This is a genomic window from Streptomyces sp. NPDC029956, assembly GCF_055574655.1.
In genome coordinates, this window is sequence record NZ_JBVHZJ010000001.1 from 37,933 (window position 1) to 63,821 (window position 25,889).

The window sequence follows — 25,889 nt, forward strand, 5'->3', positions numbered from 1 at the left end:
GACACGCACCGCCCCCCCCCCCCCCCCCACCCCCCCCCCCTCCCCCCCCCCCCCTCCCCCCTCCCCCCCCCCCCCCCCCCCCCCCCCACGGCGGGGAGCACGGCAGGCGCCGGTCCAGGCCCTGGCGTCGAACTCCCGCCTGCCCGGCCCTTCGGGCGACGACGGCAGTTCGAGACAGGACCTAGCGCCCCTGGAGGGCCTTCACGTTGTCGCCGAACGTCCAGCCCTTCGCCCCGTCCCAGTTCGCCGACCAGGTCATGAGGCCCTTGAGCGCCCCGCCGTAGTGGTTCCAGGCCTGCGCGACGAGCGACGGGGCCATGTGGCCGCCGCCCGCGCCCGGCTGGGCGGGAAGGCCGGGGACCTGCTTGTCGTACGGCACCCGGATGGTGGTGCCCTGGATCACGAGGCCCCGGTTCAGACAGTCGGTCTGCGCAACGAACCCGGCGACGGTGCCCGCCGAGTAGGAGTCGCCCGAGCATCCGTACATGCTGCCGTTGTAGTACTGCATGTTGAGCCACCAGAGGCGCCCGTTGTCGGCGTACTTCTTGACGATGGGGAGGTAGGCGCCCCAGATCGAGCCGTAGGCGACGCTGCCACCGGTGACGTACGCGGTCTCCGGCGCCATCGTCAGGCCGAACCCGGCGGGCATGCGGGCGAGGACGCCGTCGATGATGTGCACCAGATTGGCCTGCGACGCGGACAGGGTGCCGATGCTGCCGCTTCCGACGAGACCGGTCTCGATGTCGATGTCGATCCCGTCGAAGTTGTACGTCTTCAGGATGGGCACGATGGTCGCGATGAACCGGTCGGCGACGGCACGGGAGTTGAGGTCGATCCCCGCGGCGGCTCCGCCGATGGACATGAGGAGCGTCGCCCCCGCCGCCTTGGCGTTGCACATCTGCGCCGGGGTGGAGACACGGACGGTGCTGTCCATGCCGTCCTCCCACAGCACGGTTCCGTCCGAACGGATCACGGGGAAGGCGGCGTTGACGACGTTGTAGCCGTGGGCGGCGAAGCGGGGGTCGTCGATGGGCGCCCAACCGAAGGGCGGGTGGACGCCGTTGGCCGCGCCGTCCCAGTTCTCCCAGTAGCCCTGGAGCACCTTGCCCGCGGGCTTCTGCCTGAGGGCGCAGGTGTCGGCCGCCGTGGCGGACGGGGCGGCCACGGCAGCGGGTGCCGCGAGGGTGGCGGCTGCGAGCAGGGTGGCGAGACCTGCTCCGACGAGACGGGCGATCCGGGGCGCTGGCATGCGTGCTCCTTGGGACGTGGGGGGGGGGTGGTCCTAGGTGTGGCGCGCGCTCCAGCAGACCGTAGGTTGGTCCAGACCATTCGTCAACCACCCTCGCGGGCACGGGCGTTACGGGTCCCCCCGGCCCGTCAGGCCGTGTGCAGCGTGAGGCCGTAGCGGCCGAGGATCTCGTTCACGGGCTGGAACCAGGTCTCCCCGCCGGTCGAGCAGTTGCCCCAGCCGCCGGACGTGACGCCCTGGGCCTGGTCGCCGCTGATGAACGCGCCGCCGGAGTCACCGCCCTCCGCGCACACGCTGGTCTTCGTCATCTGCTGCACCGCGCCCTGGCTGTAGTTCACGGTCTCGTTCTTGGCCAGGACGCTGCCGCAGTGCCACTTGGTCGTGGATCCGGAACGGCAGATCGACGCCCCGACCGGCGCCTCGGCGGACCCCCGGACGAGACGGTCGGAGACCGTGCCCCAGCCGAGCACCACGGGCACCGTCCACCAGCCGCTGTGAATGCTGACGTACGCGTAGTCGTTGCCGGGGAACGAGGAGCCCTGGAAGGTGCCCATCGCGGATCCGTCCCAGCCCCGTACCGCAGCTCCGGCCCCGCCGCAGTGCCCGGCGGTGACGAAGCCGCCGTGTACGGAGAAGCCTATGGAACAGCGGACGTTGCCGGTGTAGTACGGGTCGCCGCCGACGGTTCCGGCGGCGTAGGTGCGGGGCGCGGTCGCCGTTTCGGCGACCGTGACGGGCCCGGTCTCACGGGCCCGCTCGACGAAGGCCCGTACGGCGGCGGCGTTCCGGTCGGCGCGGACGACGGTGACGACGACGCTGTTGGAGCGGGGGTCGACGTGCCAGCCGGCGACCCCGTTCGGGGCGGGGCGGGCGTCGAGCCGCGCCTTGGCGCGGTCGAGCGCGCCGGCGCTGTGCCGGACGAGCCGGGTGTCGGCGCCGAGCGCCTTGACCTCGGCCTCCTCGTCGCGGTCGGTGAGGGCGACGACGAGCCGTCCGGTGGCCGCGTCGAACCAGGAGCCGCCGTACGAGCCACCGGCGGCCTTCCTGGCCTCCGACTCGACGCGGGCCGCGGTGCGTTCGGCAGCCAGTCGCTCCTCGGCCTGCCGTGCGGTGAGCCCGAGGTCTTGGCGCATGGCGTCGAGGAGCCCGGTCGAGGCGGTGGGCGCGGTGGAGGTGGGGACGGCGCTCGCGGGCACCGCCTGGGCGGCGCCGAGTCCGACGGTGAGCAGCAGGGCCGCGGCGGCGGCGCGCAGGGCGGACGTACGTTTCACAGGAGCCTCCTGGTGGGGGAGCAGGCACTGAGGTGGGGGAGCAGGTACTGAGAGCGCTCTCAAGCGAGCACGGAAGCCACCGTAGCGACAGTTCACTTGTCAGGTCCATACCAGGACCGGACATTCGAACCGGAGATCGACGGAGGCCGGATCTCCGCAGAGTCCTTCAGCAAGCACCTGCAAGATCTTGCCGACGGACGTCGCAGGCTGCTTGACTCACCAGCGGTCGCGGGCAGTTGGGCCGCGCCGCAGCACGAGAGGAACTTCGATGAGCAGTGGGTACGACGTCCTCGTCCTGGGCGGGTCGGGCGTCGACACGATCGTGTACGTGCCCGAACTCCCCCTCCCCTACGCCGACAGCTACATGATCCGGCCGGGCATCGAGACCCGCGCCGGACAGACCGGCGACTTCGTGGCCCTCGGCCTGAGCTCACTCGGCCTTCGGACGCACCACATCGACATGATCGGCGACGATCCCTCGGGCGACCTCGTCCGGACGTTCCACCGCGACCGGGACATCGACTTCACCGCCGTGCCCCTGCCCGGCGGGACGAAGCGGGCCGTCAACCTCGTCGGCCCCGACGGCCGTCGGCTCTCGCTCTACGACGACAGCCGCTCCCGGGAGTCCGACCGGCTGCCCGAGGAGCTGCTCCGCCCCCTGGCCGCGGCGAGCCGGCACGCCCATGTCTCGATCACGTACCCCTGCGCCTTCGCCCTTCCGCCACTGCGCGAGGCGGGCCTCACCGTCTCCACGGATCTGCACGACTGGGACGGCGAGAACCCCTATCACGAGCCCTTCGCCTACGGCGCGGACATCGTGTTCGTCTCGGCCACGGCCCTCGCGGACACGGAGCGGACCATGCGCCGCATCCTGGAGCGGGGCCGGGCGGAGGTCGTGATCGCCACCGCCGGGGCCGAGGGCGCCTCCATGCTGTCCGCAGCCGGGCTGGTCCACGTACCCGCCGTCACGCCCCGCGAGCCGGTGGTCGATTCCAACGGCGCGGGTGACGCCTTCGCCGCCGGCTTCCTCTTCGGCCGCCTGAACGGCGAGGACCTCGACCGGTGCGCGCTCTACGGCGCGGTGGCGGGCGCCTACGCGTGCACCGTGCCGGCCACGGGGAGCGACGCCATCGACCGCGCGCGGCTGCTCGACGAGGTCGCCGCGGCGCGGGGCTGAGCGGGAACGCCCGGAAGGGCCCGGTCCGCGGCACGACGGACCGGGCCCTTCGGCCCACGCGGGATCGGCCGGATCAGACCCGGTCGGCCGCGATCAGGACGTACTGGAAGGAGCCGTCCTTGTAGGAGTTGATGAACGCCTCCTCGATCCCGGTGACGAGGGACGACGTGGCGCGCAGCTCCCAGTAGGGCAGGGTGTCGGGCGTCAGGTCGATGACGGCCTGCGGGACGAGACGGTTGTCGGCCATCGCACGCAGGTACTCGCGGCGGGAGTGGATGTTGCACTCGAAGTGCGCGTTGATCTGGGAGACCCACTTCGAGGGCTGGCCGTACCGCGGGTTCCAGCAGCCGGTGATGGTGACGTAGCGGCCGCCGACCTTGAGGAAGCGGGAGTGCTCGGCGAAGAGGTCGTCGAGGTCGACGTACATGCTCGACTCGTTGTTCCACGAGCCGGCGATGCTTCCCTTCTCGAACGGGGTGTCCAGCATGTTGCAGACCTGGGCATGGACGTGGTCGTCGATGCCGAGCTCCTTCGCACGCCTGTTGCCGAAGTCGGCCTGCGTGGAGGAAAGGGTGACGCCCTCGACCTTGCAGCCGAAGCGCTGGTGGGCCATCACGCTCGAACCGCCGCGGCCGCAGCCGGCGTCCACGAGCGTGTCGTCCCGCCCGATGACTCCGAGGTTGTCCAGGAGGACCTCGGCCTGCGCGGACTCCAGCCGGTGCAGTTCGGTGATCAGCTTCTTCTCGTACTCGCTGTCCTCGCTGCTCCCGAGGGCGGCGTGGTCGACGGCGCCGATGCCGTAGTGGTGGTGGTAGAGCCCGTCGACGTCGCCCAGACGCAGGTTGACGGGCCTGGCCTCGTCGTTCCAGTAGCGGGCGATGTCACCCTGGTACGGCGTCGCCGGGGACGGGACGAACGCGGAGGTGCCGGTGACAGTGGTGTACTCGGTGCTGGTCACAGATAATCCATTTCTTACCAGAAATCGGGCAGGCTGTAGCGATAGGTATTGGTCTGGTGCCAGTAGTGGTTGCCGTCGACCCACACGGCCACGCCCCGCAGGAAGCGCTGGACGGTCGGGACGGGGCAGGCCGCGGCGAGGGCGGCGGACTCGGCCTCGAAGTCGCGCATGAGGTCGTTGTGGACCTCGACGGCCTTCAGATAGCCGTCGCGGTCGGAGACGCCTTCGCGGTCGGCGATCACCACGGGCAGGTTCAGGTGTTTGCCGGGGCTGTCGAGTTCCTTCATGTACGAGTACAGGTCGTTCACGATGGTGGTCGCGTTCCCGGCGAGCGCGAGGACGCGCTGCATGGCCGGCTGGGCGTGCAGGTCCGCGGGGAGCTCGTAGCCGCCGACGGTGTCGGTGATGGTGGGGCAGGGGCGGAAGTTGTTGAACTGACGCATCGCCAGGTACTCCCACACCTCCGGCATGTGGTCCGTCTCGGCCCAGGCGGCCTCGGCGAGGTAGCCCATGTGCAGCCGGGCCATGTCGTGCCGGAACCGATCGGCCTGCGAGGGGGTCGACCGGTCGACGAAGTACTCCATGGCGGAGCGGTAGGCGCGCCGCGGGGCGTCCGCATGGAGCGACTCGGCCCAGTCCGGCTGGTACTCCGTCGTCGTGTGGAGCGGGTCCAGGGCGGTGTGCGCGAGGAGGAGCCGTCCGCCGAGGCCGATGGGCGAGCCGCCGTGGTCCTCGCAGTAGCAGTCGTCGACGGCGTTCTCGGCGACCATCAGGCGGGTGGCGAGCATCAGGTGCTCGACGGTCGGGGCGTCGGGGTGGCAGGCGACCATGTAGCGCCCGACGGAGAATCCGTCGAACTCGCCCTCCCAGTCCTCGGGGTAGAGCTGCACCTCGTCGAGCGCCCAGGCCTTGATCCTGCGGCTGACCTCGTCCACGCGTACGGGGTCGGGTTCGGGTACGGGGTGGAAGTAGAGGCCCGGGATCGGCCGGCCCTCGACCGGTGCCGCGGGCGCCGGAGGCTCCGGCAGCTCGGGGGCCGCCGCGCGCCGGGCCAGGGACAGTGCCGCCGTGCCGAGGCCGGTGGGCCCGGGCAGGACGAACCCCGGCTCGGGAACCGGCGGCGCGGTGACGACGGCGCCGGCCGGCGACACGGGAGCGGCCACGACGCCGGGAGCGACCGCGGGTGCGGTGGCGATCACGGGTACGGTGCCGGCACCGGTGGCCGCGGCGGCCGCGGCCGTGAGAGCGGCTGCCCCGGCCGTCTCGGTGGGAGCGGCCGCCCGTCCGAGGACATGGATCCCGAAGTGGGCGGCGGCGGTGGGCAGGCTCGACTGCAGAGGGGAAGACCCGGGTTCGGGCATCCGTGACTCCTTGGTGAGGGTGGTGGGCGGTCCGGGATCCCGGGCACGGTCGGCCGGCCCGGAACACTCCGGACCGCCGCGGCCGCCGCGGCGGCTTCTCCAGGTCCTGTCGCCGGACTCCCGCCGTCGACCGAATCGCGGGGCAGGCGGGAGTCGGACGACGGGTCCTAGTGCCTGCGGGCGATCTCCACGTTCTCCAGCACGCCCAGCGCGTTCGGCACGAGGATGGCGGCGGAGTAGTACGTGGTGACGAGGTACGACATGATCGCCTGCTCGCTGATGCCCATGAAGCGCACCGAGAGGCCGGGCTCGTACTCCTCCGGAAGACCGGTCTGGCGGAGGCCGATGACGCCCTGGTTGTCCTCGCCGAGGCGCATGGCGAGGATCGAGCTGGTGTTCTCCTTGGTGATCGGGATCTTGTTGCAGGGCAGCAGCGGGACTCCCCGCCAGCTGAGGACCTGCTGACCGTCGAGGTCGACGGTGCCCGGGTTGAGGCCACGGGCGTTCCACTCGCGGCCGATCGCGGCGATCGTCCGGGGGTGGGCGAGGAAGAGCCGGGTGCCGCGGCGACGACAGAGGAGCTCGTCGAGGTCGTCCGGGGTGGGCGGGCCCGAGTGGGTCTGGATCCGCTGCTTGAAGTCGGCGTTGTGGAGCAGGCCGAACTCCCGGTTGTTGATCAGCTCGTGCTCCTGGCGCTCACGCAGCGCCTCGATGGTGAGCCTGAGCTGCTCCTCGGTCTGGTTCATCGGCCCGTTGTAGAGGTCGGCGACCCTGGTGTGGACCCGCAGGACGGTCTGGGCGACGGAGAGTTCGTACTCGCGCGGCTTGAGCTCGTAGTCGACGAAGGCGCCCGGCAGCGCGACCTCGCCGGTGTGACCTGCCGACATCGCGATCTCGGCTTCACCGTGCTTGTTCTGGCGCTGCAGCGGGAGCGAACTGAACGCCTCGATGTGGGCCTGGAGGGCCGGTGACGAGGCGAGTACGGCGGCGAACTCGGCGCGGGAGAGGGTGAGCAGCGTGCCGGCGGTCTCGGCGGTGGCGGTGTAGTCCCAACGGGCGTCGGCGTCGAGAAGGGCGTTCTCGCCGAAGCGGTCGCCGTCGGCGAGTACCGCGACGGCCACCTCGTCGTCGTACTTGCCGAGGGAGGTCTGGTTGATGCGTCCGTGGGCGACGAGGTGGATCTCCTCGGCGGGGGCGCCGCGCGTGACGAGCACCTCGCCGGCACCGAAGTCGCGCTGGACGCACCGGCCGGCCAGCGCGTTGAGCACCTCGTCGTCCTCGAAGCCGCGCAGCAGGGCGAGTTCGCCGAGCTCGCGGGGGATCACCCGGACGTGTGCTCCGTCCTGGACGAACTCGATGCGCCCGTCCCCGACGGTGTAACTCAGCCGGCGGTTGACCCGGTAGGCACCGCCCTTGGTCTCGACCCAGGGGAGCATGCGCAGCAGCCAGCGGGAGCTGATCTCCTGCATCTGCGGGGCGGACTTGGTCGTGGTGGCGAGGTTCCGGGCGGCGGCGGTACTGAGGCTGGACTGCTTCGGCGTGTCCTGCTGTGCTTCCGGGCTCGTGTCGACGGTCATGGGGGGCGGGCTCTCCTTCGCAGGGGGGTGGTGACCGGCGCGCGCGGGGGCGCCGGTCAGTGAAAGAGGAGAAAGACAGAAGGCAGGGAAAAGCTCGTGAAAGGGGAGGAAGAGGGATGAAGATCTGGGAATCCGTCCAGATCCCGGGGAACAGTAACGGCCGGTGACCCCGGTACACCCCATCGATTCGAGGGCATTACCTCGAAACGGCGATCTTGCTCCGTTCGAGGTTTAACCCGGTGATCTGCGGCATTCGGGCCATGTGGCCGAGAGCCCATAGGTCGTGCCGGCGTCCCGCCCACTTCCCGTTCGAGCACCGCGTCGACGTTCGACCCGTCTCCGACGCCGTGGTCTCTGCGCACCCATTCCCTACGGGCACACATAGTGCCCTATTGAGACAAAACGGTCCTCTCCGGCTAGATTCGGCTTCCAGTCATCTCTCGTCGCTCCAAGGGGTGGGCATGCAGGTCGGCGAACCCGCCGAAGACGAACGAACCCCACGGGAACCGTCGCTCGCGGACGCCCTGACCGCCGCGCCGGTCGGGCGCAGTAAGGGGCACCGGCGGTCCGACGTCCGGCGGGCCGCCCGGGGAGCGCTGTCCCCCACCCTCCCGAACGCCCCTCTGCCGCATGCCCCCTACGCGGTCTTCCACCACGCCAGTCCCCCGCTCAGCGTCCTCCGCGGCATCACCGGCTTCACGATCGAGAAGATCCAGAGGACCGAGTCGCCCGGGGACCCCACCGAGTCGCCCTCGAGGTAGGTCATGTCGAACGCCGATACCGGAACAGACGCCACCACCGCCGGGTCCCCGCCGACGGCCAAACTGACTCTCGTCACCCTGACCGCGATGGTCGTCGGCTCCATGGTCGGCGCCGGGGTCTTCTCGCTGCCCCGACGGTTCGCGCAGGAGACGGGGGTCGCGGGCGCGCTGATCGCCTGGGCGATCGCCGGCTTCGGCATGCTGATGCTCGCCTTCGTCTTCCAGGCGCTCGCGGTGCGCCGCCCGGACCTGGACGCGGGCGTCTACGCGTACGCCAAGGCCGGTTTCGGCGAGTACCTGGGCTTCTTCTCGGCGTTCGGCTACTGGGCGAGCGCCTGCGTCGGCAACGTGACGTACTGGGTGCTCATCATGTCCACGATCGGCGCGATCGCCCCGGCGCTCGGCGACGGCGACACCGCGCTCTCGATCGTCCTGTCCTCCGCCGGACTGTGGGCGTTCTTCCTGCTGATCAGGCGCGGGGTGAAGGAGGCCGCGGCGATCAACCGGATCGTGACCGTGGCCAAGGTCGTGCCCATCATCGTCTTCGTCATCCTGGCCCTGTTCTACTTCGACGCGTCCGTCTTCGCGGACAACTGGGGCGGCGCCGACTACGCCGGCTCGCTGTTCAACCAGGTCCGCGGCACCATGCTCGCCACCGTCTTCGTCTTCCTCGGGGTCGAGGGCGCCAGCGTGTACTCCCGGCACGCCAAGCGCCGCGAGGACGTGGGGCGGGCGACGATCCTGGGCTTCCTCAGCGTCTTCGCCGTCTTCGCCTCGGTGACCATCGTGTCGTACGGCATCATGCCGATGAGCGAGATCGCCGAGCTGCGGCAGCCCTCCATGGCGGGGGTCCTGGAGGCGGCCGTCGGCACCTGGGGCAAGGTCTTCGTCAGCGTCGGCCTCATCATCTCCGTCCTCGGCGCCTATCTCGCCTGGACGCTGATGGCCGCCGAGGTGCTCTTCGTGGCGGCCAAGGACGAGGACATGCCGCGCTTCCTGGGGCGCTCCAGCGGCGACGACGTGCCCGTGCCGGCGCTGCTGATGACCACGGCCCTCAGCCAGGTCGTCCTCGTCGTCACGGCGTTCTCCGACGACGCCTTCAACTTCGCCCTCGACCTGACCAGCGCGCTCAGCCTGATCCCGTTCCTGCTCGCCGCCGCTTTCGCGGTGAAGATCGCGGTGAGACCCGAGCAGGAGAAGGTGGCGGGCCGGAGCACCCGCGGTGAGCTGGTCGTGGCCGCCCTGGCCACGGTGTACACGGCGTTCCTGCTGTTCGCGGCCGGGCTCAAGTTCGTCCTCGTCTCCTTCCTCATCTACGCGCCCGCGACCTTCCTGTTCGTCAAGGCCCGGCGCGAGCAGGGCAGACAGCTCTTCTCCCCGCGCGAGCTGGTGATCCTCGTCGTCTCGATCGCCGGCGCCGTCATGGGCGTCGTGGCCCTCGCGACCGGCTGGATCAGCCTCTGATTCCGCCTCGTCGTCCTCCGACCCGCCCCTTCGTCACCCCCGTACCCGAAAGGCCCCGCATGACCAGCAACGACGCTTCCGCCAAGCCCGCGCTCGGCGTGTACTCCGAGGTCGGACGGCTCCGCAAGGTCCTTGTCTGCTCCCCGGGGCTCGCCCACCGCCGGCTGACCCCGACCAACTCGGACGACCTGCTGTTCGACGACGTGATGTGGGTGGAGAACGCGCAGCGCGACCACGCCGACTTCGTCAACAAGCTGACCCAGCGGGGCGTCGAGGTCGTGGAGCTGCACCGACTGCTCACCGAGACGATGGCGATCCCCGAGGCGCGCGCCTGGCTCCTCGACCGGAAGATCATCGCCAATGAGGTCGGCCTGGGCCTGATCGACGACACCCGCGCCTTCCTGGACTCCGTCGCGGCCCGCGATCTGGCCGAGTACCTGATCGGCGGCCTGTCGACGTCCGACCTGCCCGACGCGTTCCGTTCCGGATACGTCTCCCTGGCGCGCGAGGCCACCGGGGTGCGCGAGTACCTGATGCCGCCGCTGCCGAACACGCTCTACACCCGCGACACCAGCTGCTGGCTGTACGGCGGCGTGACCCTCAACCCGCTGTACTGGCCGGCGCGGCACGGCGAGACCCTGCTCATGAAGGCCGTCTACACCTTCCACCCCGACTACAGGGACGCCGCCGTCTGGTGGGGCGACCCCGAGCGGGACTGGGGCCAGGCCACCTTCGAGGGCGGCGACATCATGCCCGTCGGCAACGGCGTGGTCCTCATGGGCATGAGCGAGCGCACCTCACGGCAGGCCATCACCCAGGTCGCCGCCTCGCTGTTCGAGAACGGTGCGGCCGACCGGGTCATCGTCGCGGGCATGCCGAAGCTGCGCTCCGCGATGCACCTGGACACCGTCTTCACCTTTGCGGACCGGGACATCGTCACGCTCTATCCGAAGATCATGGACGCGGTCCACACCTTCACGCTGCGGCCCGGCGACAAGGCCCCCGGCGTGGACATCACCGACGAGGGCGGCACGCCGTTCGTGGACGTGGTCGCCAAGGGCCTCGGTCTGCCGAACCTCCGTGTCATCGAGACCGGCGGCGACGTGTACGCCTCCGAGCGGCAACAGTGGGACAGCGGCAACAACGCCGTCGCCCTCGAACCCGGCGTCGTCTTCACGTACGACCGCAACACCCAGACCAACACGCTGCTGCGCAAGGCGGGCGTCGAGGTCATCACCATCGTGGGCGCCGAGCTCGGCCGTGGGCGCGGCGGCGGCCACTGCATGACGTGCCCCCTGATCCGGGACGCGGTCGAGTTCTGACGACGGGGCGAACGAACCGGCCACCCCCGTGGAGGGGTGGCCGGTTCGACGTGCCACGGGCGGTTCGACGTGCCACGGGCGGTCGGTCAGCCGGTCGGGTCGGGGCCCGCCAGCTGCTCGGCGAGCTCCCGCTCGCTCTCCTCCGACAGCGAGGTCTTGAGCACGGTGCCGCCGAACTGCTCGACGGCGGCGGCGAACTTGTCCTCGGAGACCTTCGTCGCCATGACCACGACGGCGGACGAGCCGGGGGTCAGCAGCGACTGGACCTTGTCGCGGAACTTGTTGTCCACGCCCATCTGGTTCAGCTTGCCGATGAGTCCGCCGACGGCGGCGCCGACCACTCCGATTCCCGGCGTGAGGATGATCATGCCGAAGACCATGCCCCAGAGGGCGCCCGCGGTGGCCGAGAGGGCGGCCTCCCCCTTCCTCCTCGCGGGGGTGTCCACATGGGTCTTGCCGTCGGCGTCCACCGAGACGACGGCGAGCCCGGTCAGTTCGATCGCATGGCTGTCCCCCAGCTTCTGCACCTCGGCGAAGACCCTGTTCGCGACGGCGCGATCGTCGTAGCCGAGGACGATGAGTTCGGACATACGGCTCTCCTCCTGTGTCGGTCCTGGCGTCAGTACCGCTGTGCCTTGGTGAGCCTCGGGGTCAGCACCGGCTCGGGGGGCTGCCGGCTGATGACCAACGGCTGCTGGCGTTCGCCCGGTTCGAGGTCCTCGACGCCGACGAACTGCGTCTCGACGACCTTGCCCGAAGGGTCGAGGAAGTCGACCTGCACGGCGTAGGAGGCTTCCTCGTTCGTGTTGTTGGTGATGTTCAGGACGACGGTCAGGACGCCGCCGGTGTCCGCGCGGGGCTTGCCGGTCATCGCGACCTCGTTCAGCGCGTTGCCGGGGGCCTTCACGTCCTTCAGTTCCTCCTCGGCCTCCCGGCGCGTGCGTTCGACCTCCGCGCCGATGGACGCCTTGCGCTCGGCCTCGCGCGCGGAGGCCGAGGCCGCCGCGGAGGAGGCGGACGCGCGGGCGGACTCGACCGCGGCCGCCCCCGACGAGGCGACGGAGGAGGGAAGTTCGCCCGAGAAGCCGGCCGTGTCGGGGGCCGTGGGGCGTTCGCTGAAGGTGGGGCTGCTGCCGGTGTCGTCGTTCCCGGTGTCGCAGGACACGAGGCCGGCCGCGCCGAGGGCCGTGACGACGACGGCCGCGGCCGCGCTCACCGCCCGTGCGCGGACCGCCCGCCTCGCGCGCGTCGATGTGGGGTTCACAGGATGCGTCCTCTTCTCGTGAGCGTTCGTCGTACGGTCGGTGCGAGTGATGTCGGTGCGCGGTCGGTGTGCGGCCTCGGCGCGGTCGTCGTCAGTAGCGCAGGACGCCGGCGATGCGGCCCATGTCGAGCAGGGCGTCGTCGCGGACGAACTGGACCTCGGCGCCGGTGTCGAGGGCCCGCTCGACGATCTCGTCGACCATGTCGTCCCGTGACCCGGGCTCGGAGGGCTCGGCGGGTTCCAGATGGCCGCCCTCGTCGCGCACCACGGTCCGGTAGTGGTCCTCGACGGCGAGCAGCCGGATCCGGCCCTCCTTGACCGCCTGCCACACCTCGTCGATGCCGCCGGCGAACTCGCGGCGTCCCCGGGCGGCGTCGAGTTCGGCCAGGACGGTGGTCGCGGCGGCGTTCTCGCGGGCGACGCGGGCGGGCTCGACGGCCTCCTGGACGGCGGCGGCCGGCCCCTTCGCCAGCCCTCCGTGGTGCACGGGCGTCGCGCCCGGCTGGAGCGGTCCGGTGTCCTCGAGGAGCGCGAGGGCTGCGGGTTCGCCGATCACGTACAGCGGGCGCGGAGCGGAGGCGAGGACGGTGCGCAGGGCCGTGTGCGCCTCGCGCAGGAACTGGCGGGTGGCCTCGTCCTGGAAGGTGCTGGGCAGGTCGCCGATGCGTTCCTTGCGCTCCGCGTCCGGGTCGTCGAGGCTGCGGGTCAGCGGGAAGCCGTCCCCGGTGTGCTCGGTGACCCGCTCGGGGCTGCCGCTCCACAGCGAGACGCGGTCGGCCGAGACGGCGAGCGCCCAGGAGGGCTGCTCGGCGGCCTGGGCGGCCACGAGGTTCCGGGTGAGGAAGGTGTCGGCGAGGACGACGCGCTCGGGGACCGACCGGGCCACCGTCCAGACGTAGTGCTCCCCCGGGGCCACGAAGACGACCAGGCCGTCCTCGGCGTGCGCGAGGTCGGTCTCGGCCACCGCGCGGCTCAGCTGGTCCATGACGTCGGCGCGCCGTTCGCGGGTCACCCCGGGGTCGTCCTGGATCGCCTTCTCCGCCGCGGCCACGAGGTTGCGGAGGCGTACGGGGTCCTGGGTGTTGTCCGGCTCACGGCGGTGGGTGGGCATCACGAGGGACACGGCGGGGTACGGGCGGGGCTGTCGCAGCTTCGCGAGCACGTCGCTGCTGAGCGCGGGGTCCATGAGGAAGCCTTCCTGACGCATGCCGGAGGTTCGGCGGGGTGGGGCCGGCCGGCTACTGGGGGCCGGTGAGCTGCTCGGCCAGTTCCTTCTCGTCCTCGTCGCTGAGCGAGGTCTTGAGGACGGTTCCGCCGTGCGGCCGCATGGCCACGGTGAACTTGTCGTCGGTGACCTTCGAGGCCATGATCACGACGGCGGCCGTACCGGGCTTGAGGAGGTCCTCCACCTGCCGGCGGAACCGGTCGTCGACGCCGGACTTGCTGATCTTCCCGACGAGGCCGCCGAGGGCGGCTCCGGTCAGGAGTCCCACACCGGGGAGCAGGAAGAGAAGGCCGAAGATGGCTCCCCACACGGCACCGGAGGTGGCGGAGGCGCCGACGACGCGGCTGTCGGTGTCGACGTGGGTGCTGCCGTCGGCGTCGACGGAGACGATCGCGAGACCGTTGAGATGCACGACGTAGTCGCGTTGCAGCTCCTGCACCGTGTCGTACGCCTTCTCGGCCACCCGGGGGTCGTCGTATCCGATGACGATGAGCTCAGCCATTCCCGCCTCCTGGGAGAAGGGGCCATGAAGTGTCATCGTGTACCGATATGTCCGGCCTCGCGACTCGGTGTTCCCCTCAACGGGCGTACGGGCATCGCACGGGCGCGCACCCGCGCGACCGAGTGGCCGGCATCCGCCCGCCCGCCGGGACCGGGCCGTCCCGTCGGGCTCCTACTTCTTCAGCGAGGCCAGCTCCGCGTCGACGGCCTCGCGCAGCAGGGTGCGCGCGTGGTCGATCGCGATGCCGCCGCTCAGCCAGCGCATGCTCAGGCCCTCCAGGAGGGCGGTGAGCCGTTCCGCGGCGGCGGCGAGCGTGGCCGCCGGCGCCATCGGCTGCACCTGGCCCAGGAGCGCGGCCACTTCCTGCACCCAGATCAGGGTCGCCCGCGCGAGGTCCTCGCGCAGGACCGGGTCGAAGACGGCGCTCGCCCGCAGCTCGCCCCAGGCCGAGCTGTTCTCCCGCACCTCCGGCGTGTCCTGGAGCTCCAGGAGGAGGACCTCGTCGAGCTCCTCGCGGGCACTGAGGGGCTCCGCGTCGGGGTCGCGCTCCGTGGTGTACCGCTCGGCGCGGTCGTTGATGAACTCCAGCGTGTGCCGCAGGATCCCGGTCCGGTCCTTGAAGTGGTAGTAGATCAGTCCGGTGGAGACCCCGGCCTCCGCGGCGAGTTCCTCCACGCGCAGGCCGCGCACCCCGCGCCGGGCGATCACCCGGGCGGCCGCTTCCAGGATCTGAGTACTGCGAGACGACATGCCCCGCACCCTATCCGCTCCCCTCCTCCGGCCGTCCGGCCGAGGTCCGCCGACCCGGGGACACCACTGCAGCCGCCCGCTCGCATCACTTGACCGATTCTTCAGTCCTCCTGAGCCCAGAGCCGCCATCCGAGGACCCCGAAAGAGGTCTCGACGGCGCGACCGCGGGCGCGCCACACCCTTCCCGCCTTGACTGAAAATCCAGTCAGTGTCAGAGTGGCGCCACGGCCCGCCCCCACTCACGTCCGGGTACCCCGACCGTCTCCGCACGCAGGTCACCCGCGTGAAGCCCAGGCCCGCGAATCCGCCACGCCGCGCGCGTCTCGTCACGATCCGCCCGCCGCCGCTGGATAGTCTCGCCAGCCCATGATCGGAGCACAGCGTGTCCCACCCCTCTCCCACCCGCCGCACGACCCTGCGCGCCTTCGCCGGCATCGGTGGCGTCCTCGCCTTCGGCGCCGCGGGCTGCGGCCCCGGTGACTCCGCGCCGGCCGGTGCCACCGGGGCCTCCACCCGCCCCGCCACCGGCTCGGCCCGCCCCTCCTCCGCGGGCGGCGAGCGCCGCTTCGGCGCCGAGTGGGACAGCCACACCCGTACGTTCATGTCGTGGCCCGCGCTCACCTCCGTCTGGGGGGACGACCTGCCCTACGTCCGTGAGGACATCGCCCGGATCGCCCGTGCCGTCGCCGAGTACGAGGCCGTCGTCATGATGGCCCGGCCGGCCCAGGTCGCCGCGGCCCAGCGCGCGTGCGGCTCGCGGGTCGAGGTCATCGCGATGCCGGTCGACGACCTGTGGGCCCGGGACACCGTGCCCGTCTTCGTCGAGGACGGCGACGAACTCCTCGGGGTGGACTTCAACTTCAACGGCTGGGGCGACAAGCAGGAGCACACCAACGACTCCCAGGTGGGCCGGCTGCTGCTGCGCAAGTACGGCATCCCCCGCGAGGTGGCACCCCTCGTCGCCGAGGGCGGCTCCTTCGAGACCGACGGCGAGGGCACCCTCCTCGTCACCGAGAGCTCGATCGTCAACGACAACCGCAACCGCGGGAAGACCCGGGACCAGATCGAGGACGAACTCATCGAGACCCTCGGCGTCGAGAAGGTGGTCTGGCTGGCGGGCGTCCGCGGCGAGGACATCACCGACGCGCACGTGGACAGCCTCGTCCGGTTCACCGCACCCGGCGTGGTCCTCCTGGACCAGGCGTTCCCCGGCTCTCCCCCGGACTCCTGGTCCCGCTCGGCCGACCAGGCCCGCTCGGTCCTGGAGAAGGCGACCGACGCGCGGGGCCGGCGCTTCGAGATCATCGACCTGCCGCAGCCCGACCTCGACCTGATCACCGGCGAGGGCGACGACTTCGTGTCGACGTACGCCAACTTCTACGTCGCCAACGACTCGGTCTTCATGCCCAGGTTCGGCGACGAGGCGGCCGACGACCGCGCTCGGGGCATCCTCCAGGAGCAGTTCCCGAAGCGGGACGTCGTGCAGGTACAGATCGACACCATCGCGTCCGGTGGCGGCGGCATCCACTGCGCGACCCACGACCAGCCGGGCAAGCCCGCCGCCTGACCCGCGCGCCCCTCCACCACCTCCCGCTTCTTCCTTCTTCCTTTCTCCCTTCCCTTCCCTCTTCCCCTGGAGCACGTCCGTGTCCGTCAAGCGACGTCAACCACGGTCCCCCGGCGGGCCGCTGAGCGTGGGACTCGTGCTCCTGGCCGTCGCGGCGGCCGCTCTCTGCGGGCTCTGGCTCCAGTTCGGCGAGCGCCAGGACCTGGACACCCGCTACACCGCCGGAGGCCGGGCTCCCGACCGGATCGACATCGACGCCTCCGTGCAGCGCGTCGACGCCGCCGGGCGGGAGCTCGTCCTGCGGCTCCTCGTCACCCCCCGCGGCGCCCTCGCGGAGGCGGGCGGCATCTCCCCCGCCGAGAACCTGACGCTCCAGACCTCGTCGTCCGTGCGCGGGGACCTCACGTTCCCGGCGCACAGCAGGATCGCGACCGTCGACGTGCCCGTGACGCTGACCGGCGGCCCGATCACGGACTATCCCTTCGACGCGTACGAGACGGACATGGAGTTCGGCGCCGTACAGGGCGGCGAGAGCGTGCCCGTACGCATGACCCTCACCAACCGGGACGCCCTGTTCTCGCTCGCCGTCGACACCTCGGAGATCAAGGGCGCGGCCGTCTTCTCCGCGGAGGCTGCCCGCTCCCGCAGCGTGCTCGTCTTCTCCGTGTTCATGATGCTGGCGATGTGGGCGCTCGCCGTCGCCGTCCTCATGGGCGGCCGGCACCTCGTGCGGCGGCGCATGGGGCTGACCTGGCCGGCGCTCGGCTGGATGGCTGCCACGCTGTTCGCCCTGGCCGCCTTCCGGAACACCGCCCCGGGGGCGCCGCCCATCGGCAGCCTCCTCGACTACCTGGCGTTCTTCTGGGCCGAGATGCTCATCGCGTTCTGCGTGATCGTGGTGGTCGTCCAGGCCGTACGGGCGGAGGGCCCACCGCCGCCACGCGACACGCCCGTCCCCTGACGCGGAGCCATGTGCGTACGGCTGGCGCCCGCCGTCCGGTCCGGGAGCGACATGGGCGGCTCGCGCCCGCCGTCCGGTCCGGGAGCGACATGGGCGGGTCGGCCCCGCCGTCCCGTGACGCGTCCGGACGGCGCTGCCGCCTGCCCCACACGGGCGGGACTCGCGCGGTCCGCGGAGTGTTCGCCCCGGGTCGCCCGCCCGCCCGGACATAGTGCGGGGCATGACGCACACCCCCCTCTCCCCGCGCACGCGCACGCGTGCGCGGTCCCGCAGAGCTCTGCTCTGCGCGGCCCTCCTCGCCCTCACCGTCCAGACGACGGCCGTCGCACCCGCGCTCGCCGAGGGTCCCGGCGGCCGCGGCGGCTCCGACTGCGTACGGACCGAGGGCCGCCTCGACGGGAAGGCCCGCAAGGTCCTGAACATCACCCGCAAGGCCAAGAAGGACCTCCGGCTGAACGCCGTGCAGGTGCGGGTCACGGTCGACGGGCGCGAGGTCCTCACGGACGCGCTCGGCGAGTCCATGACCGGCGTCCCGGCCGAGCCGGGCATGCACTTCCGAGCCGGCTCCGTGGCCTTCGCGCACATCTCGACGGCCCTCCTCAAACTGGTCGAGGAGCGGCGGGTCCGGCTGGACGACACCGTGGAGCGCTGGCTGCCCGACCTGCCCAGGGCGAACCGGATCACCCTGCGCATGCTGGCGTCCAACACCACGGGACTCCACGACTACGTCACCGACCCGGAGTTCCTGGAGGAGCTGGAGGCCCACCCGTTCCGGGCGTGGACCCCCGAGCAGCTGGTCGCGTACCCGCTCCGCCACTCCTTCTGGTACGAGCCGGGCACGAGCTGGAGCTACTCCCACGCCAACTACGTCTACCTGGTCGAGGCGCTGGAGAAGATCACCGGGGTACGGATCGACCGTCTGGTGAGGGAGAAGGTCACGGGGCCGCTGGAGCTGCGGAACACGCAGAACAACTTCACGCCCGACATCCCGCGCCCCGTCCTGCACGCCTTCACCTCGGACCGCGGCTTCTACGAGGAGTCCACGTTCTGGAACCCGTCGTGGACCACCGCACCCGGCGCCGTCATCACCACCGACATCTGTGACCTGGCGCGCTCGGCGCAGGCCATCGGCAGCGGCGAACTCCTCTCGCCCCGCTCGTACCGCACCCTGCTCGACCCGGGCACGGTCGGACTCGGCGGCGGGACCGCGACGTGTCCCGCGACGATCTGCCTCAAGCAGACCGAGGCGACGCACTTCGGTCTCGGTGTCATCGTGGTCAACGGCTGGATCCTGCAGAACCCGTCGTTCTCGGGGTACGCGGCCATCCAGGCGTACCTTCCGTCCGAGCGTCTCGCCATCGCGGTCTCGGCGACCAAGACGGCGACCACGCCCGACGGCAACCAGGCCGAGGTGGTCGCCGAGCGGATCGCGGCCGCGCTCGCGCCGGGGGACCCGCTCGCGATCGGCTGATCCCCGGGGCACGCGATGCGGATCGAGGCTCCGCCGCATCCCGGCGGAGCCTCACGGCCGCGGGCCTTCGAGCACGGCGACGGCTCCCCGCGGTTCAGCCGACCGCGCCGCTCTCCAGGATGCCCTTGAGGGTCCGCTCGTCCTTGGGCATCTCCTTCCGCACGTGCGGACGGACGACGAGCGGGACGAGTGCCTTGCCGATGCCGTGCCCCTCGAAGTCGAGGGAGAGCGTCACACGGGAGCGCTCGCCGTCGTCCAGCGGCTCGATCGTGCCCTGGATGTCGCCGCGTACGGGCCCGTCGATGCCGTGCACGTGCCAGTGGCGCGGCGGGTCGAGTTCGACCACCTGCATGGTCGAGGTGAACTGCCGACGCCCGAGCCGCCGCGTGACGGCGACCTTCGAGCCGACCGCGATGGGCTCGCTCCCGAGCTTGCGGACCGAGACCGCGCTCTCCTGCCACTGGGGCAGATGCGTCGGGTCGGTCACGTAGGAGAAGACGTCCTCGGGCGTGCGGGAGATGTCGATGGATTCCTTGATGGCAGGCATGGTGCCCTCTTCGTCCCCCACATGGACTTGGTGCTTCATACGAATGGTCCCATGGGCGCCGAACCGCCGCCACCGTCGCAGAACGGTCCGCCGCACCGATCTGAGTACCGGTACTCATGGCCCGGAGCGGGGCGCGGCGGGAGCATGGCGCCAGGGTGTGAACGGGCTCGGAGGGGGCGGCATGAACAAGGTCGTGGGTGTGTTCGTGGCCGCGGGGCTCGCGGTCGGCGCGCTGGTTCTGGCGTACGCGGTGGGGGTGCCGCCCGGCACGCTGCTCGCCGTGGGAGCGGGCGCCCTCGGACTGCTCTGGCTCCTGCTGCTCCTCACCGCTCCGTGGAACCTGTACTTCCGCGCGCACGCGGTCCTCGCGGAGATCGCGCTCAGCCGGGAGAAGGGGATCGCCGTCTCCGCGGAGCGGGACACCGAGGCGCGGCGCATCGCGCGCGTGATGCTGCGGGCCGCCGTCGCCGGGCATGCGGTGACGGCCGTCGGGGCGCTCGCCGTGGCCGCGGCGACCGGCCGGGAGGCGGGCTACTGGTTCGCCGGATTCTTCCTCGTCAGCACGTTCTTCCGGCCGGCCGGGGCGTACTTCGGCCGACTGCGCGGGAGGCTCGGTGTCCTGCTCAGGGACGTCACGTTCCCGCGTGACGACGTGGTGGCGCTGACCGGGCGGGTCGCCGCCCTGGAGAACGGCGCCTCGGTGCTCGACGCCAAGGCGGAGGAGCAGTACCGGGCCCTCGCCGAGCTGCGCCGCACGGTGGACGCCGTGGCGCTCTCCTCGCACCAGCGGGCCGACGAGACCGACCGGAGGATCGCCGCGCTGGCGCGGGAGTTCGAGTCGACGGTGAACCGGCTCACCGACAACGAGGAGATCATCACCGGTCTGAAGGCCTTCCTTCGCCTGTTGCGCGCCACGGACGGCGTCGGAGGCTCCGCCACCACGTGACGCCGGGGGCCTCGGGCGTGGGGTACGCCCTCGGGCGTGGTCCGGCCTGCGCATGGGTGCGCCCTCGGGCGCGGTTCCGATCTCGGGCATGGTCCAGGCCCGGCTCGGCACCGGCACCACGCGTGCGTACCCCCGGTTCTCACAGCGCGCCCGGCGCCGCTGTGTGACCGGTGTTACGGACCAAGATCCGCCGGGTTGACACAGGTGTAACGGGCATTTCGTACGGTCGGGGCTCGAACGGTTTTACAGAGAGGCGCCCCGGTGACCCGACAGGACACGCCGACCCCCCGGGCCGGTACGGCCGGTACGCCCGACCAGGTGCGGACCGTGTGCTCGTACTGCGGTGTGGGCTGCGGCATGCTCCTCGACATCGGCATCGGACCGGACGGGCGCCGTACCGTCCTCAGGGCGACGGGCGACAAGGACCACCCCGCGAACGGGGGGCGCCTGTGCACCAAGGGCGCCACCACCGCCGATCTGCTCGCGGCCCCCGGACGCCTGGCCACCGCGCTCGTACGGGAGGAGCGCGGGGGCGATGCCGTACCGGCCGACACCGACCGGACGCTCACCGAGACCGCCCGCCGGCTGCGCCTGATCGTCGACGAGCACGGGCCCGACGCCTTCGCGCTCTACGTCTCCGGCCAGATGAGCCTGGAGGCCCAGTACCTCGCCAACAAGCTCGCCAAGGGCTTCATCGGCACCAACCAGATCGAGTCCAACTCCCGGCTCTGCATGGCGAGCGCCGGCACCGGCTACAAGCTGTCCCTGGGCGCCGACGGCCCGCCGGGCTCGTACGACGACCTCGACCGGGCCGATGTCCTCCTCGTCATCGGCTCCAACATGGCCGACTGCCACCCCATCCTGTTCCTCCGCATGATGGAGCGGGTCAAAGCAGGGGCGAAGCTGATCGTCGTCGACCCCCGCCGCACCGCCACCGCCGACAAGGCCGACCTCTTCCTGCGGATCAAGCCCGGTACGGACCTCGCGCTGCTCAACGGGCTGCTGCACCTGCTGCACGAGAACGGCCACACCGACCCCGGTTTCGTCGCCGCGCACACCGAGGGCTGGGAGGCGATGCCGTCGTTCCTCGCCGACTATCCGCCCGACGCCGTCGCCCGTGTCACCGGGATACCCGAGGCCGACATCCGCACCGCCGCCGAGTGGATCGGCACGGCGGGCGAATGGACCAGCTGCTGGACCATGGGCCTCAACCAGTCCACCCACGGCACGTGGAACACCAACGCCCTGGTCAACCTGCACCTGGCGACCGGAGCGATCTGCCGCCCCGGCTCGGGCCCCTTCTCCCTGACCGGCCAGCCCAACGCGATGGGCGGCCGCGAGATGGGTTACATGGGCCCCGGCCTCCCCGGGCAGCGCTCGGTCCTGGTCGCCGAGGACCGGGCCTTCACCGAGGAGCTCTGGGACCTCCCGCCCGGAACGATCCGAGAGGACGGCTCCGGGCAGGGCACCGTCGATCTCTTCCGGCGCATGGCGGACGGCGAGATCAAGGCCTGCTGGATCATCTGCACCAACCCGGTCGCCTCCGTCGGCAACCGCGGCACCGTCGTCGAGGGCCTGCGGGCCGCCGAACTCGTCATCACCCAGGACGCGTTCGCCGACACCGAGACCAACGCGTACGCGGACGTCGTCCTGCCCGCCGCCCTGTGGACCGAGACCGAGGGCGTACTGATCAACAGCGAGCGCAGCCTCACCCTCACCCGGCCGGCCGTCGACCCGCCCGGAGAGGCGCTCGCCGACTGGCGGATCATCGCCCGTATCGCGTGCGCGATGGGGTACGAGAAGGCGTTCTCGTACGACAGCGCCGAGGAGGTCTTCGAGGAGATCAGGCGCGCCGGGAACCCCAGGACCGGCTACGACCTGAACGGAGTGTCGTACGAGCGGCTGCGCACCACCCCCGTCCAGTGGCCGGCCGCGAGCGGAGGCCCGGCACGGAACCCGATCCGGTACGTGACGGGGGACGGTGACGGGCGCGGGAGGGGGCCGGTCTTCCCGACGGCGAGCGGCCGGGCCGTCTTCCACGCCCGGCCGCACATCGACCCCGCCGAGATGCCCGACGACTCCTTTCCGTTCGTGCTCAACACCGGGCGACTGCAGCACCAGTGGCACACCCTCACCAAGACCGGAAAGGTCCCCAAGCTCAACAGGCTCAACCCGGCGCCGTTCGTCGAACTGCACCCCGAGGACGCCGTGCGGCTCGGCATCGCGGTGGGAGACCCCGTGGAGATCGCCTCGCGGCGCGGGAAGGCCGTACTGCCCGCCGTGGTCACCGACCGTGTGGCACCGGGGAGTTGCTTCGCCCCGTTCCACTGGAACGACCTCTTCGGCGACGACCTGTGTGTCAACGCCGTCACCAACGACGCCGTCGACCCGCTCTCCTTCCAGCCCGAGCTGAAGGTCTGCGCGGTGGCGCTGACGAAGTCGGCGGTCCCGGCACGGACGGGCGCGGCGGTCCCCTCGCCGCCCGCGCAGGCCCCGCTCGTCCCCGTGGTCCCGAAGGTGATCCTCCCCAGCGGCGGTCCGCCGCCCGGTCCCGCGGCCGCCTTCGGCCTCGAACCCACCCCGCCGCCCGTCCTCTCGGCCGAGGAGCGGCAGTATCTCGTCGGCTTCCTGGCTGGTCTGGAGTCGGGCGCCGCCGGAGTGCCCGTCCTGCCGCCCGGCGCGCCCTTCCGGGAGGATCACGCGCGGTGGGTGAACGGGGTGCTGGCCGGCCTGTACTCCCGCGCGCCCCGGAGCGCCCCCGACGGCGGCGCGGGCGCGGCGGGCCGTGAGGTCGTGGTGCTGTGGGCCTCGCAGACCGGCAACGCCGAGGACTTCGCGGCCGCCACCGCGGAGCGGCTCCTGTCCGCGGGCCACCGGGCCGCGCTCGCGGGCATGGACCAGACCGACCTCACGGCGCTGCCGCCCGCCGCCGACCTGCTGCTGATCACCAGCACGTTCGGCGACGGGGACGCGCCGGACAACGGGTCCGGTTTCTGGGACGCGCTGGCCGCGCCCGACACCCCGCGCCTGGACGGCCGCCGCTATGCCGTCCTCGCCCTCGGGGACTCCTCCTACGGCGACTTCTGCGGGCACGGGCGGCGCCTGGACCATCGTCTGGACGAGCTCGGGGGCGTCCGCCTGGCTCCCCGTAGCGACTGCGAACCGGACTACGAGACCTCCGCCCTCGCCTGGCTCGACCAGGTCCTGGCAGGGCTGGCCGACGAGCCGACCGCGCGGTCCGCGGCAGCAGCTCACGGCACCACGGCCGTCCCCGCGGCCGCTCCCGCCCCGGCCCGTCGGTCCGGGCCGGCCACCACCCCCGCCCGGCTCGTCGGCAACCGGCTGCTCAGCCTGCCGGGGGCGGGCAAGGAGGTCCGGCGGTTCACCTTCGACACCAGCGAGAGCGGGACTCCGCTCGGCTACGAGAGCGGCGACGCGCTCGGTGTGCAGCCCGTCAACTGCCCCGAGCTCGTGGCCGAATGGCTGGCCGTCACCGGTCTCGACGCGGACTCCCCCGTCGACCTGCCCGGCCAGGACCCGGTGGCCTTCGGCGAGGCCCTGCACCGCCATCTCGACATCACCCGGGCCACGCCGGCGCTGCTCGGATTCGTCACCGAGCGGACCGGTGACCGCGACCTCAAGCGGCTCCTGCGGCCCGACAACAAGGACGGGCTGGCCCAGTGGACCTGGGGCCGGCAGGCCGTCGACGTCCTCGCCGAGCACCCCGTGCGCGCCTCGGCCCAGGAGTGGGCCGAGGTCCTGGGCCGCCTCAGACCGCGCCTGTACTCGATCTCGTCGAGTCCCCTCACCGACCCCCATCAGGTGTCCCTGACCGTCTCCGTGGTCCGTTACGAGAACCGTCACGCGCGCCCCCGCAAGGGCGTCTGCTCGCCGTTCCTCGCCGACGCCGAGCCCGGCGCCCCCGTGCCCGTGTACGTCCAGCGCGCCCCGCACTTCCGGCCTCCCGCCGACCCCTCGACCCCGATGGTGATGGTGGGGCCGGGGACGGGTGTGGCGCCGTTCCTCGGCTTCCTCGACGAGCGCCGGGCGCTCGGCCACCGGGCCCCGAACTGGCTCTTCTTCGGCGAGCAGCACCGCGCCACGGACTTCTACTACGAGGAGGAGCTGACCGCCCTCCGCGCCGACGGGACGCTCGACCGCCTCGACACCGCCTTCTCCCGCGACCAGCGCGCCAAGGTCTACGTCCAGGACCGGATGCGCGAGCACGGGCCGCAGCTGTGGTCGTGGCTGCAGTCCGGCGCGCACTTCTACGTCTGCGGCGACGCGGCCCGGATGGCGAAGGACGTCGACCGCGCGCTGCGCGACATCGCCGTGGCCCACGGCGGGCTCGACGAGGAGTCGGCGGGGGTGTACGTCAAGCAGCTGGCCGCCGACAAGCGGTACGTGCGGGACGTGTACTGACGCCGCCGGACTCGGAGGACGAACGGTCCCACCCGCCGTCGGCCGCGCACGGTCCCACCCGCCGTCGGCCGCGCGCGATCTCACCCGCCGTCGGCCGCGCACGGTCCCACCCGCCGTCGGCCGCGCACGGTCCCACCCGCCGTCGGCCGCGCGCGATCTCACCCGCCGTCGGCCGCCCGGCGCTCCGCGGCCGTCCGCGCCCCCCGGTCCGTCAGCCAGCCGACGACCTCGTCCGCCTTCTCGGCGCGGGCGATGTCGAGCGGTGTGAGGTCGTTCCAGCCGATCCCGTCGGTGTCCGCGCCGGCGTCCAGGAGCCGTACGGCGACGGGGAGCCGGCCGCCCTGACAGGCGCCCCAGAACGCCTGGGTGATCTCCTCCGGCGAGGGGGCGGGGTCGGCGGTGAGGCGGGCCTCGACGCGGTCGAGGAGGCCGAGGGTCGCGGCGTCCTGGAAGGTCGGGCGTGCGCCGAGTTCGAGCAGTCTGCGGGCGGCGCGCCACTGTCCGAAGGCGCGGGCGTCGGCCAGCGGCGTACCGCCGGCGATGACCGCTCCGTCGGCCTCGATGTCGGCTCCGGCGGCGACGAGCGCGTCGATCATCGGGACGTCGTCGTTGCTCGCCGCACAGTGCAGGGGGGTCTCCCGGTGGGCTCCGGCGAAGCGGGCGTCCGGGTCGGCGCCGGCCTCGACCAGGACGGCGACGGTCTCCGGGCCGCGCGGCCGGTGGCCGGGCCAGTCGGTGGCGAGGTGCAGCAGGCTCCGGCCACCGGGGCCGCAGCCCTCCCGGTCCTCGTCGACCCGGGCGCCGGCCAGACCGGGATGCTCGGCGAGCAGTCCGCGCAGGGCGTCGAGGTCGCCGGTGACGATGGCCTCGGTGACGGCGACGGCCACCGGATCCCGGGAGCTGAGCGTACGTGGAGTCGGCATGCCGCCATGGTGTCGCACCGGGGAGGGCGACTCAGGACCGAGTCCGGCACGGCAGCGCGGGGCCGGCTCCCGACCCGCACGGCCGTATCCGGTGCGGCGAGCACCGGCCCGACCTGCGATCCCGCGTCCGGGGCTGTCCCGGGCTGCACGGGCGGAGCCGGATCACCCGCT

The 25,889-nt window shown here is 71.9% G+C and carries 21 protein-coding genes; 8 read left to right on the plus strand and 13 right to left on the minus strand.

Annotation, left to right across the window (positions count from 1 at the left end):
* Positions 1 to 181: 181 nt before the first annotated feature.
* Together ACZ4XX_RS00145 and ACZ4XX_RS00150 are read right to left on the minus strand one after the other, a co-directional pair.
* On the minus strand, positions 182 to 1,249 hold the full coding sequence (locus ACZ4XX_RS00145) for a chitinase (RefSeq protein WP_468505720.1): 1,068 nt from the start codon (positions 1,247 to 1,249) through the stop codon (positions 182 to 184).
* 128 nt (positions 1,250 to 1,377) lie between these two features.
* Complete coding sequence (locus tag ACZ4XX_RS00150; RefSeq protein ID WP_468505721.1) at positions 1,378 to 2,520, minus strand: S1 family peptidase; 1,143 nt, start codon at positions 2,518 to 2,520, stop codon at positions 1,378 to 1,380.
* A 268-nt stretch (positions 2,521 to 2,788) separates the two neighbouring features.
* Here ACZ4XX_RS00150 and ACZ4XX_RS00155 point away from each other — a divergent pair, with 268 nt between their 5' ends.
* A complete protein-coding gene (locus ACZ4XX_RS00155; protein WP_468505722.1) occupies positions 2,789 to 3,697 on the plus strand; it encodes an adenosine kinase in 909 nt (302 codons plus the stop codon).
* 73 nt (positions 3,698 to 3,770) lie between these two features.
* Here the strand turns inward: ACZ4XX_RS00155 and ACZ4XX_RS00160 are convergent, their stop codons facing one another.
* The 4 genes from ACZ4XX_RS00160 to ACZ4XX_RS00175 form a co-directional block, all read right to left on the minus strand.
* Complete coding sequence (locus tag ACZ4XX_RS00160) at positions 3,771 to 4,655, minus strand: geranyl diphosphate 2-C-methyltransferase (RefSeq protein WP_468505723.1); 885 nt, start codon at positions 4,653 to 4,655, stop codon at positions 3,771 to 3,773.
* 14 nt (positions 4,656 to 4,669) lie between these two features.
* The gene (locus ACZ4XX_RS00165; protein ID WP_468505724.1) at positions 4,670 to 6,016 is read right to left on the minus strand and encodes a family 2 encapsulin nanocompartment cargo protein terpene cyclase; all 1,347 of its coding nucleotides are present in this window, start codon (positions 6,014 to 6,016) and stop codon (positions 4,670 to 4,672) included.
* Between the two features lie 167 nt (positions 6,017 to 6,183).
* Complete coding sequence (locus ACZ4XX_RS00170; protein ID WP_468505725.1) at positions 6,184 to 7,593, minus strand: family 2B encapsulin nanocompartment shell protein; 1,410 nt, start codon at positions 7,591 to 7,593, stop codon at positions 6,184 to 6,186.
* 637 nt (positions 7,594 to 8,230) lie between these two features.
* Positions 8,231 to 8,359 (minus strand): hypothetical protein, encoded by a 129-nt coding sequence (locus tag ACZ4XX_RS00175; RefSeq protein ID WP_468505726.1) that lies wholly within the window; start codon positions 8,357 to 8,359, stop codon positions 8,231 to 8,233.
* On the opposite strand from ACZ4XX_RS00175, the gene ACZ4XX_RS00180 reads away from it, so the two are divergent.
* The gene (locus ACZ4XX_RS00180; protein WP_468505727.1) at positions 8,358 to 9,818 is read left to right on the plus strand and encodes a basic amino acid/polyamine antiporter; all 1,461 of its coding nucleotides are present in this window, start codon (positions 8,358 to 8,360) and stop codon (positions 9,816 to 9,818) included. The two genes, ACZ4XX_RS00175 and ACZ4XX_RS00180, sit on opposite strands and share 2 nt — an antisense overlap.
* A 59-nt stretch (positions 9,819 to 9,877) precedes the next feature.
* Positions 9,878 to 11,140 (plus strand): arginine deiminase, encoded by a 1,263-nt coding sequence (locus ACZ4XX_RS00185; RefSeq protein ID WP_468505728.1) that lies wholly within the window; start codon positions 9,878 to 9,880, stop codon positions 11,138 to 11,140.
* A gap of 86 nt (positions 11,141 to 11,226) precedes the next feature.
* Here the strand turns inward: ACZ4XX_RS00185 and ACZ4XX_RS00190 are convergent, their stop codons facing one another.
* The 5 genes from ACZ4XX_RS00190 to ACZ4XX_RS00210 form a co-directional block, all read right to left on the minus strand.
* Entirely contained in the window at positions 11,227 to 11,730 is a 504-nt protein-coding gene (locus tag ACZ4XX_RS00190; protein ID WP_468505729.1) for a DUF1269 domain-containing protein, read from the minus strand.
* Between the two features lie 29 nt (positions 11,731 to 11,759).
* Entirely contained in the window at positions 11,760 to 12,404 is a 645-nt protein-coding gene (locus tag ACZ4XX_RS00195; RefSeq protein WP_468505730.1) for an FxLYD domain-containing protein, read from the minus strand.
* Positions 12,405 to 12,495: 91 nt separating this feature from the next.
* Positions 12,496 to 13,590, minus strand: coding sequence for a baeRF3 domain-containing protein (locus tag ACZ4XX_RS00200; protein WP_468505731.1), 1,095 nt, complete (start codon positions 13,588 to 13,590; stop codon positions 12,496 to 12,498).
* A 52-nt stretch (positions 13,591 to 13,642) separates the two neighbouring features.
* Positions 13,643 to 14,131: a DUF1269 domain-containing protein gene (locus tag ACZ4XX_RS00205; protein WP_468505732.1), complete on the minus strand. Its 489-nt coding sequence runs from the start codon at positions 14,129 to 14,131 to the stop codon at positions 13,643 to 13,645.
* A 171-nt stretch (positions 14,132 to 14,302) separates the two neighbouring features.
* Complete coding sequence (locus ACZ4XX_RS00210; RefSeq protein ID WP_468505733.1) at positions 14,303 to 14,881, minus strand: TetR/AcrR family transcriptional regulator; 579 nt, start codon at positions 14,879 to 14,881, stop codon at positions 14,303 to 14,305.
* Between the two features lie 382 nt (positions 14,882 to 15,263).
* Here ACZ4XX_RS00210 and ACZ4XX_RS00215 point away from each other — a divergent pair, with 382 nt between their 5' ends.
* The 3 genes from ACZ4XX_RS00215 to ACZ4XX_RS00225 all read left to right on the plus strand — a co-directional run bounded on the left by ACZ4XX_RS00215 (position 15,264) and on the right by ACZ4XX_RS00225 (position 18,880).
* Positions 15,264 to 16,448 (plus strand): agmatine deiminase family protein, encoded by a 1,185-nt coding sequence (locus ACZ4XX_RS00215; protein ID WP_468505734.1) that lies wholly within the window; start codon positions 15,264 to 15,266, stop codon positions 16,446 to 16,448.
* Positions 16,449 to 16,527: 79 nt separating this feature from the next.
* Positions 16,528 to 17,409: a DUF4436 domain-containing protein gene (locus ACZ4XX_RS00220; protein ID WP_468505735.1), complete on the plus strand. Its 882-nt coding sequence runs from the start codon at positions 16,528 to 16,530 to the stop codon at positions 17,407 to 17,409.
* Positions 17,410 to 17,629: 220 nt separating this feature from the next.
* Positions 17,630 to 18,880: a serine hydrolase domain-containing protein gene (locus tag ACZ4XX_RS00225; protein WP_468505736.1), complete on the plus strand. Its 1,251-nt coding sequence runs from the start codon at positions 17,630 to 17,632 to the stop codon at positions 18,878 to 18,880.
* Between the two features lie 94 nt (positions 18,881 to 18,974).
* Here ACZ4XX_RS00225 and ACZ4XX_RS00230 read toward each other — a convergent pair whose 3' ends face one another.
* A complete protein-coding gene (locus ACZ4XX_RS00230) occupies positions 18,975 to 19,427 on the minus strand; it encodes an SRPBCC family protein (protein ID WP_468505737.1) in 453 nt (150 codons plus the stop codon).
* 181 nt (positions 19,428 to 19,608) lie between these two features.
* Between ACZ4XX_RS00230 and ACZ4XX_RS00235 the strand changes: the two genes are divergently transcribed.
* Positions 19,609 to 20,373, plus strand: coding sequence for a hypothetical protein (locus ACZ4XX_RS00235; protein ID WP_468505738.1), 765 nt, complete (start codon positions 19,609 to 19,611; stop codon positions 20,371 to 20,373).
* Between the two features lie 357 nt (positions 20,374 to 20,730).
* Positions 20,731 to 24,795 carry a molybdopterin-dependent oxidoreductase gene (locus tag ACZ4XX_RS00240; RefSeq protein WP_468505923.1) on the plus strand — a complete coding sequence of 1,355 codons (4,065 nt, stop codon included), beginning with the start codon at positions 20,731 to 20,733 and terminating at the stop codon, positions 24,793 to 24,795.
* Between the two features lie 158 nt (positions 24,796 to 24,953).
* Here the strand turns inward: ACZ4XX_RS00240 and ACZ4XX_RS00245 are convergent, their stop codons facing one another.
* On the minus strand, positions 24,954 to 25,718 hold the full coding sequence (locus ACZ4XX_RS00245) for an ankyrin repeat domain-containing protein (RefSeq protein WP_468505739.1): 765 nt from the start codon (positions 25,716 to 25,718) through the stop codon (positions 24,954 to 24,956).
* Positions 25,719 to 25,889: the final 171 nt, after the last annotated feature.

Excerpts from the sequence above, each read along its gene's own strand:
- ACZ4XX_RS00190 (WP_468505729.1), bottom strand. The coding sequence starts at position 11,730 with ATGTCCGAACTCATCGTCCTCGGCTACGACGATCGCGCCGTCGCGAAC.
- ACZ4XX_RS00180 (WP_468505727.1), top strand. The coding sequence starts at position 8,358 with ATGTCGAACGCCGATACCGGAACAGACGCCACCACCGCCGGGTCCCCG.
- ACZ4XX_RS00185 (WP_468505728.1), top strand. The coding sequence starts at position 9,878 with ATGACCAGCAACGACGCTTCCGCCAAGCCCGCGCTCGGCGTGTACTCC.
- ACZ4XX_RS00155 (WP_468505722.1), top strand. The coding sequence starts at position 2,789 with ATGAGCAGTGGGTACGACGTCCTCGTCCTGGGCGGGTCGGGCGTCGAC.
- ACZ4XX_RS00235 (WP_468505738.1), top strand. The coding sequence starts at position 19,609 with ATGAACAAGGTCGTGGGTGTGTTCGTGGCCGCGGGGCTCGCGGTCGGC.
- ACZ4XX_RS00225 (WP_468505736.1), top strand. The coding sequence starts at position 17,630 with ATGACGCACACCCCCCTCTCCCCGCGCACGCGCACGCGTGCGCGGTCC.
- ACZ4XX_RS00245 (WP_468505739.1), bottom strand. The coding sequence starts at position 25,718 with ATGCCGACTCCACGTACGCTCAGCTCCCGGGATCCGGTGGCCGTCGCC.
- ACZ4XX_RS00175 (WP_468505726.1), bottom strand. The coding sequence starts at position 8,359 with ATGACCTACCTCGAGGGCGACTCGGTGGGGTCCCCGGGCGACTCGGTC.
- ACZ4XX_RS00170 (WP_468505725.1), bottom strand. The coding sequence starts at position 7,593 with ATGACCGTCGACACGAGCCCGGAAGCACAGCAGGACACGCCGAAGCAG.
- ACZ4XX_RS00200 (WP_468505731.1), bottom strand. The coding sequence starts at position 13,590 with ATGGACCCCGCGCTCAGCAGCGACGTGCTCGCGAAGCTGCGACAGCCC.
- ACZ4XX_RS00145 (WP_468505720.1), bottom strand. The coding sequence starts at position 1,249 with ATGCCAGCGCCCCGGATCGCCCGTCTCGTCGGAGCAGGTCTCGCCACC.
- ACZ4XX_RS00230 (WP_468505737.1), bottom strand. The coding sequence starts at position 19,427 with ATGCCTGCCATCAAGGAATCCATCGACATCTCCCGCACGCCCGAGGAC.
- ACZ4XX_RS00165 (WP_468505724.1), bottom strand. The coding sequence starts at position 6,016 with ATGCCCGAACCCGGGTCTTCCCCTCTGCAGTCGAGCCTGCCCACCGCC.
- ACZ4XX_RS00210 (WP_468505733.1), bottom strand. The coding sequence starts at position 14,881 with ATGTCGTCTCGCAGTACTCAGATCCTGGAAGCGGCCGCCCGGGTGATC.
- ACZ4XX_RS00205 (WP_468505732.1), bottom strand. The coding sequence starts at position 14,131 with ATGGCTGAGCTCATCGTCATCGGATACGACGACCCCCGGGTGGCCGAG.
- ACZ4XX_RS00240 (WP_468505923.1), top strand. The coding sequence starts at position 20,731 with ATGCTCCTCGACATCGGCATCGGACCGGACGGGCGCCGTACCGTCCTC.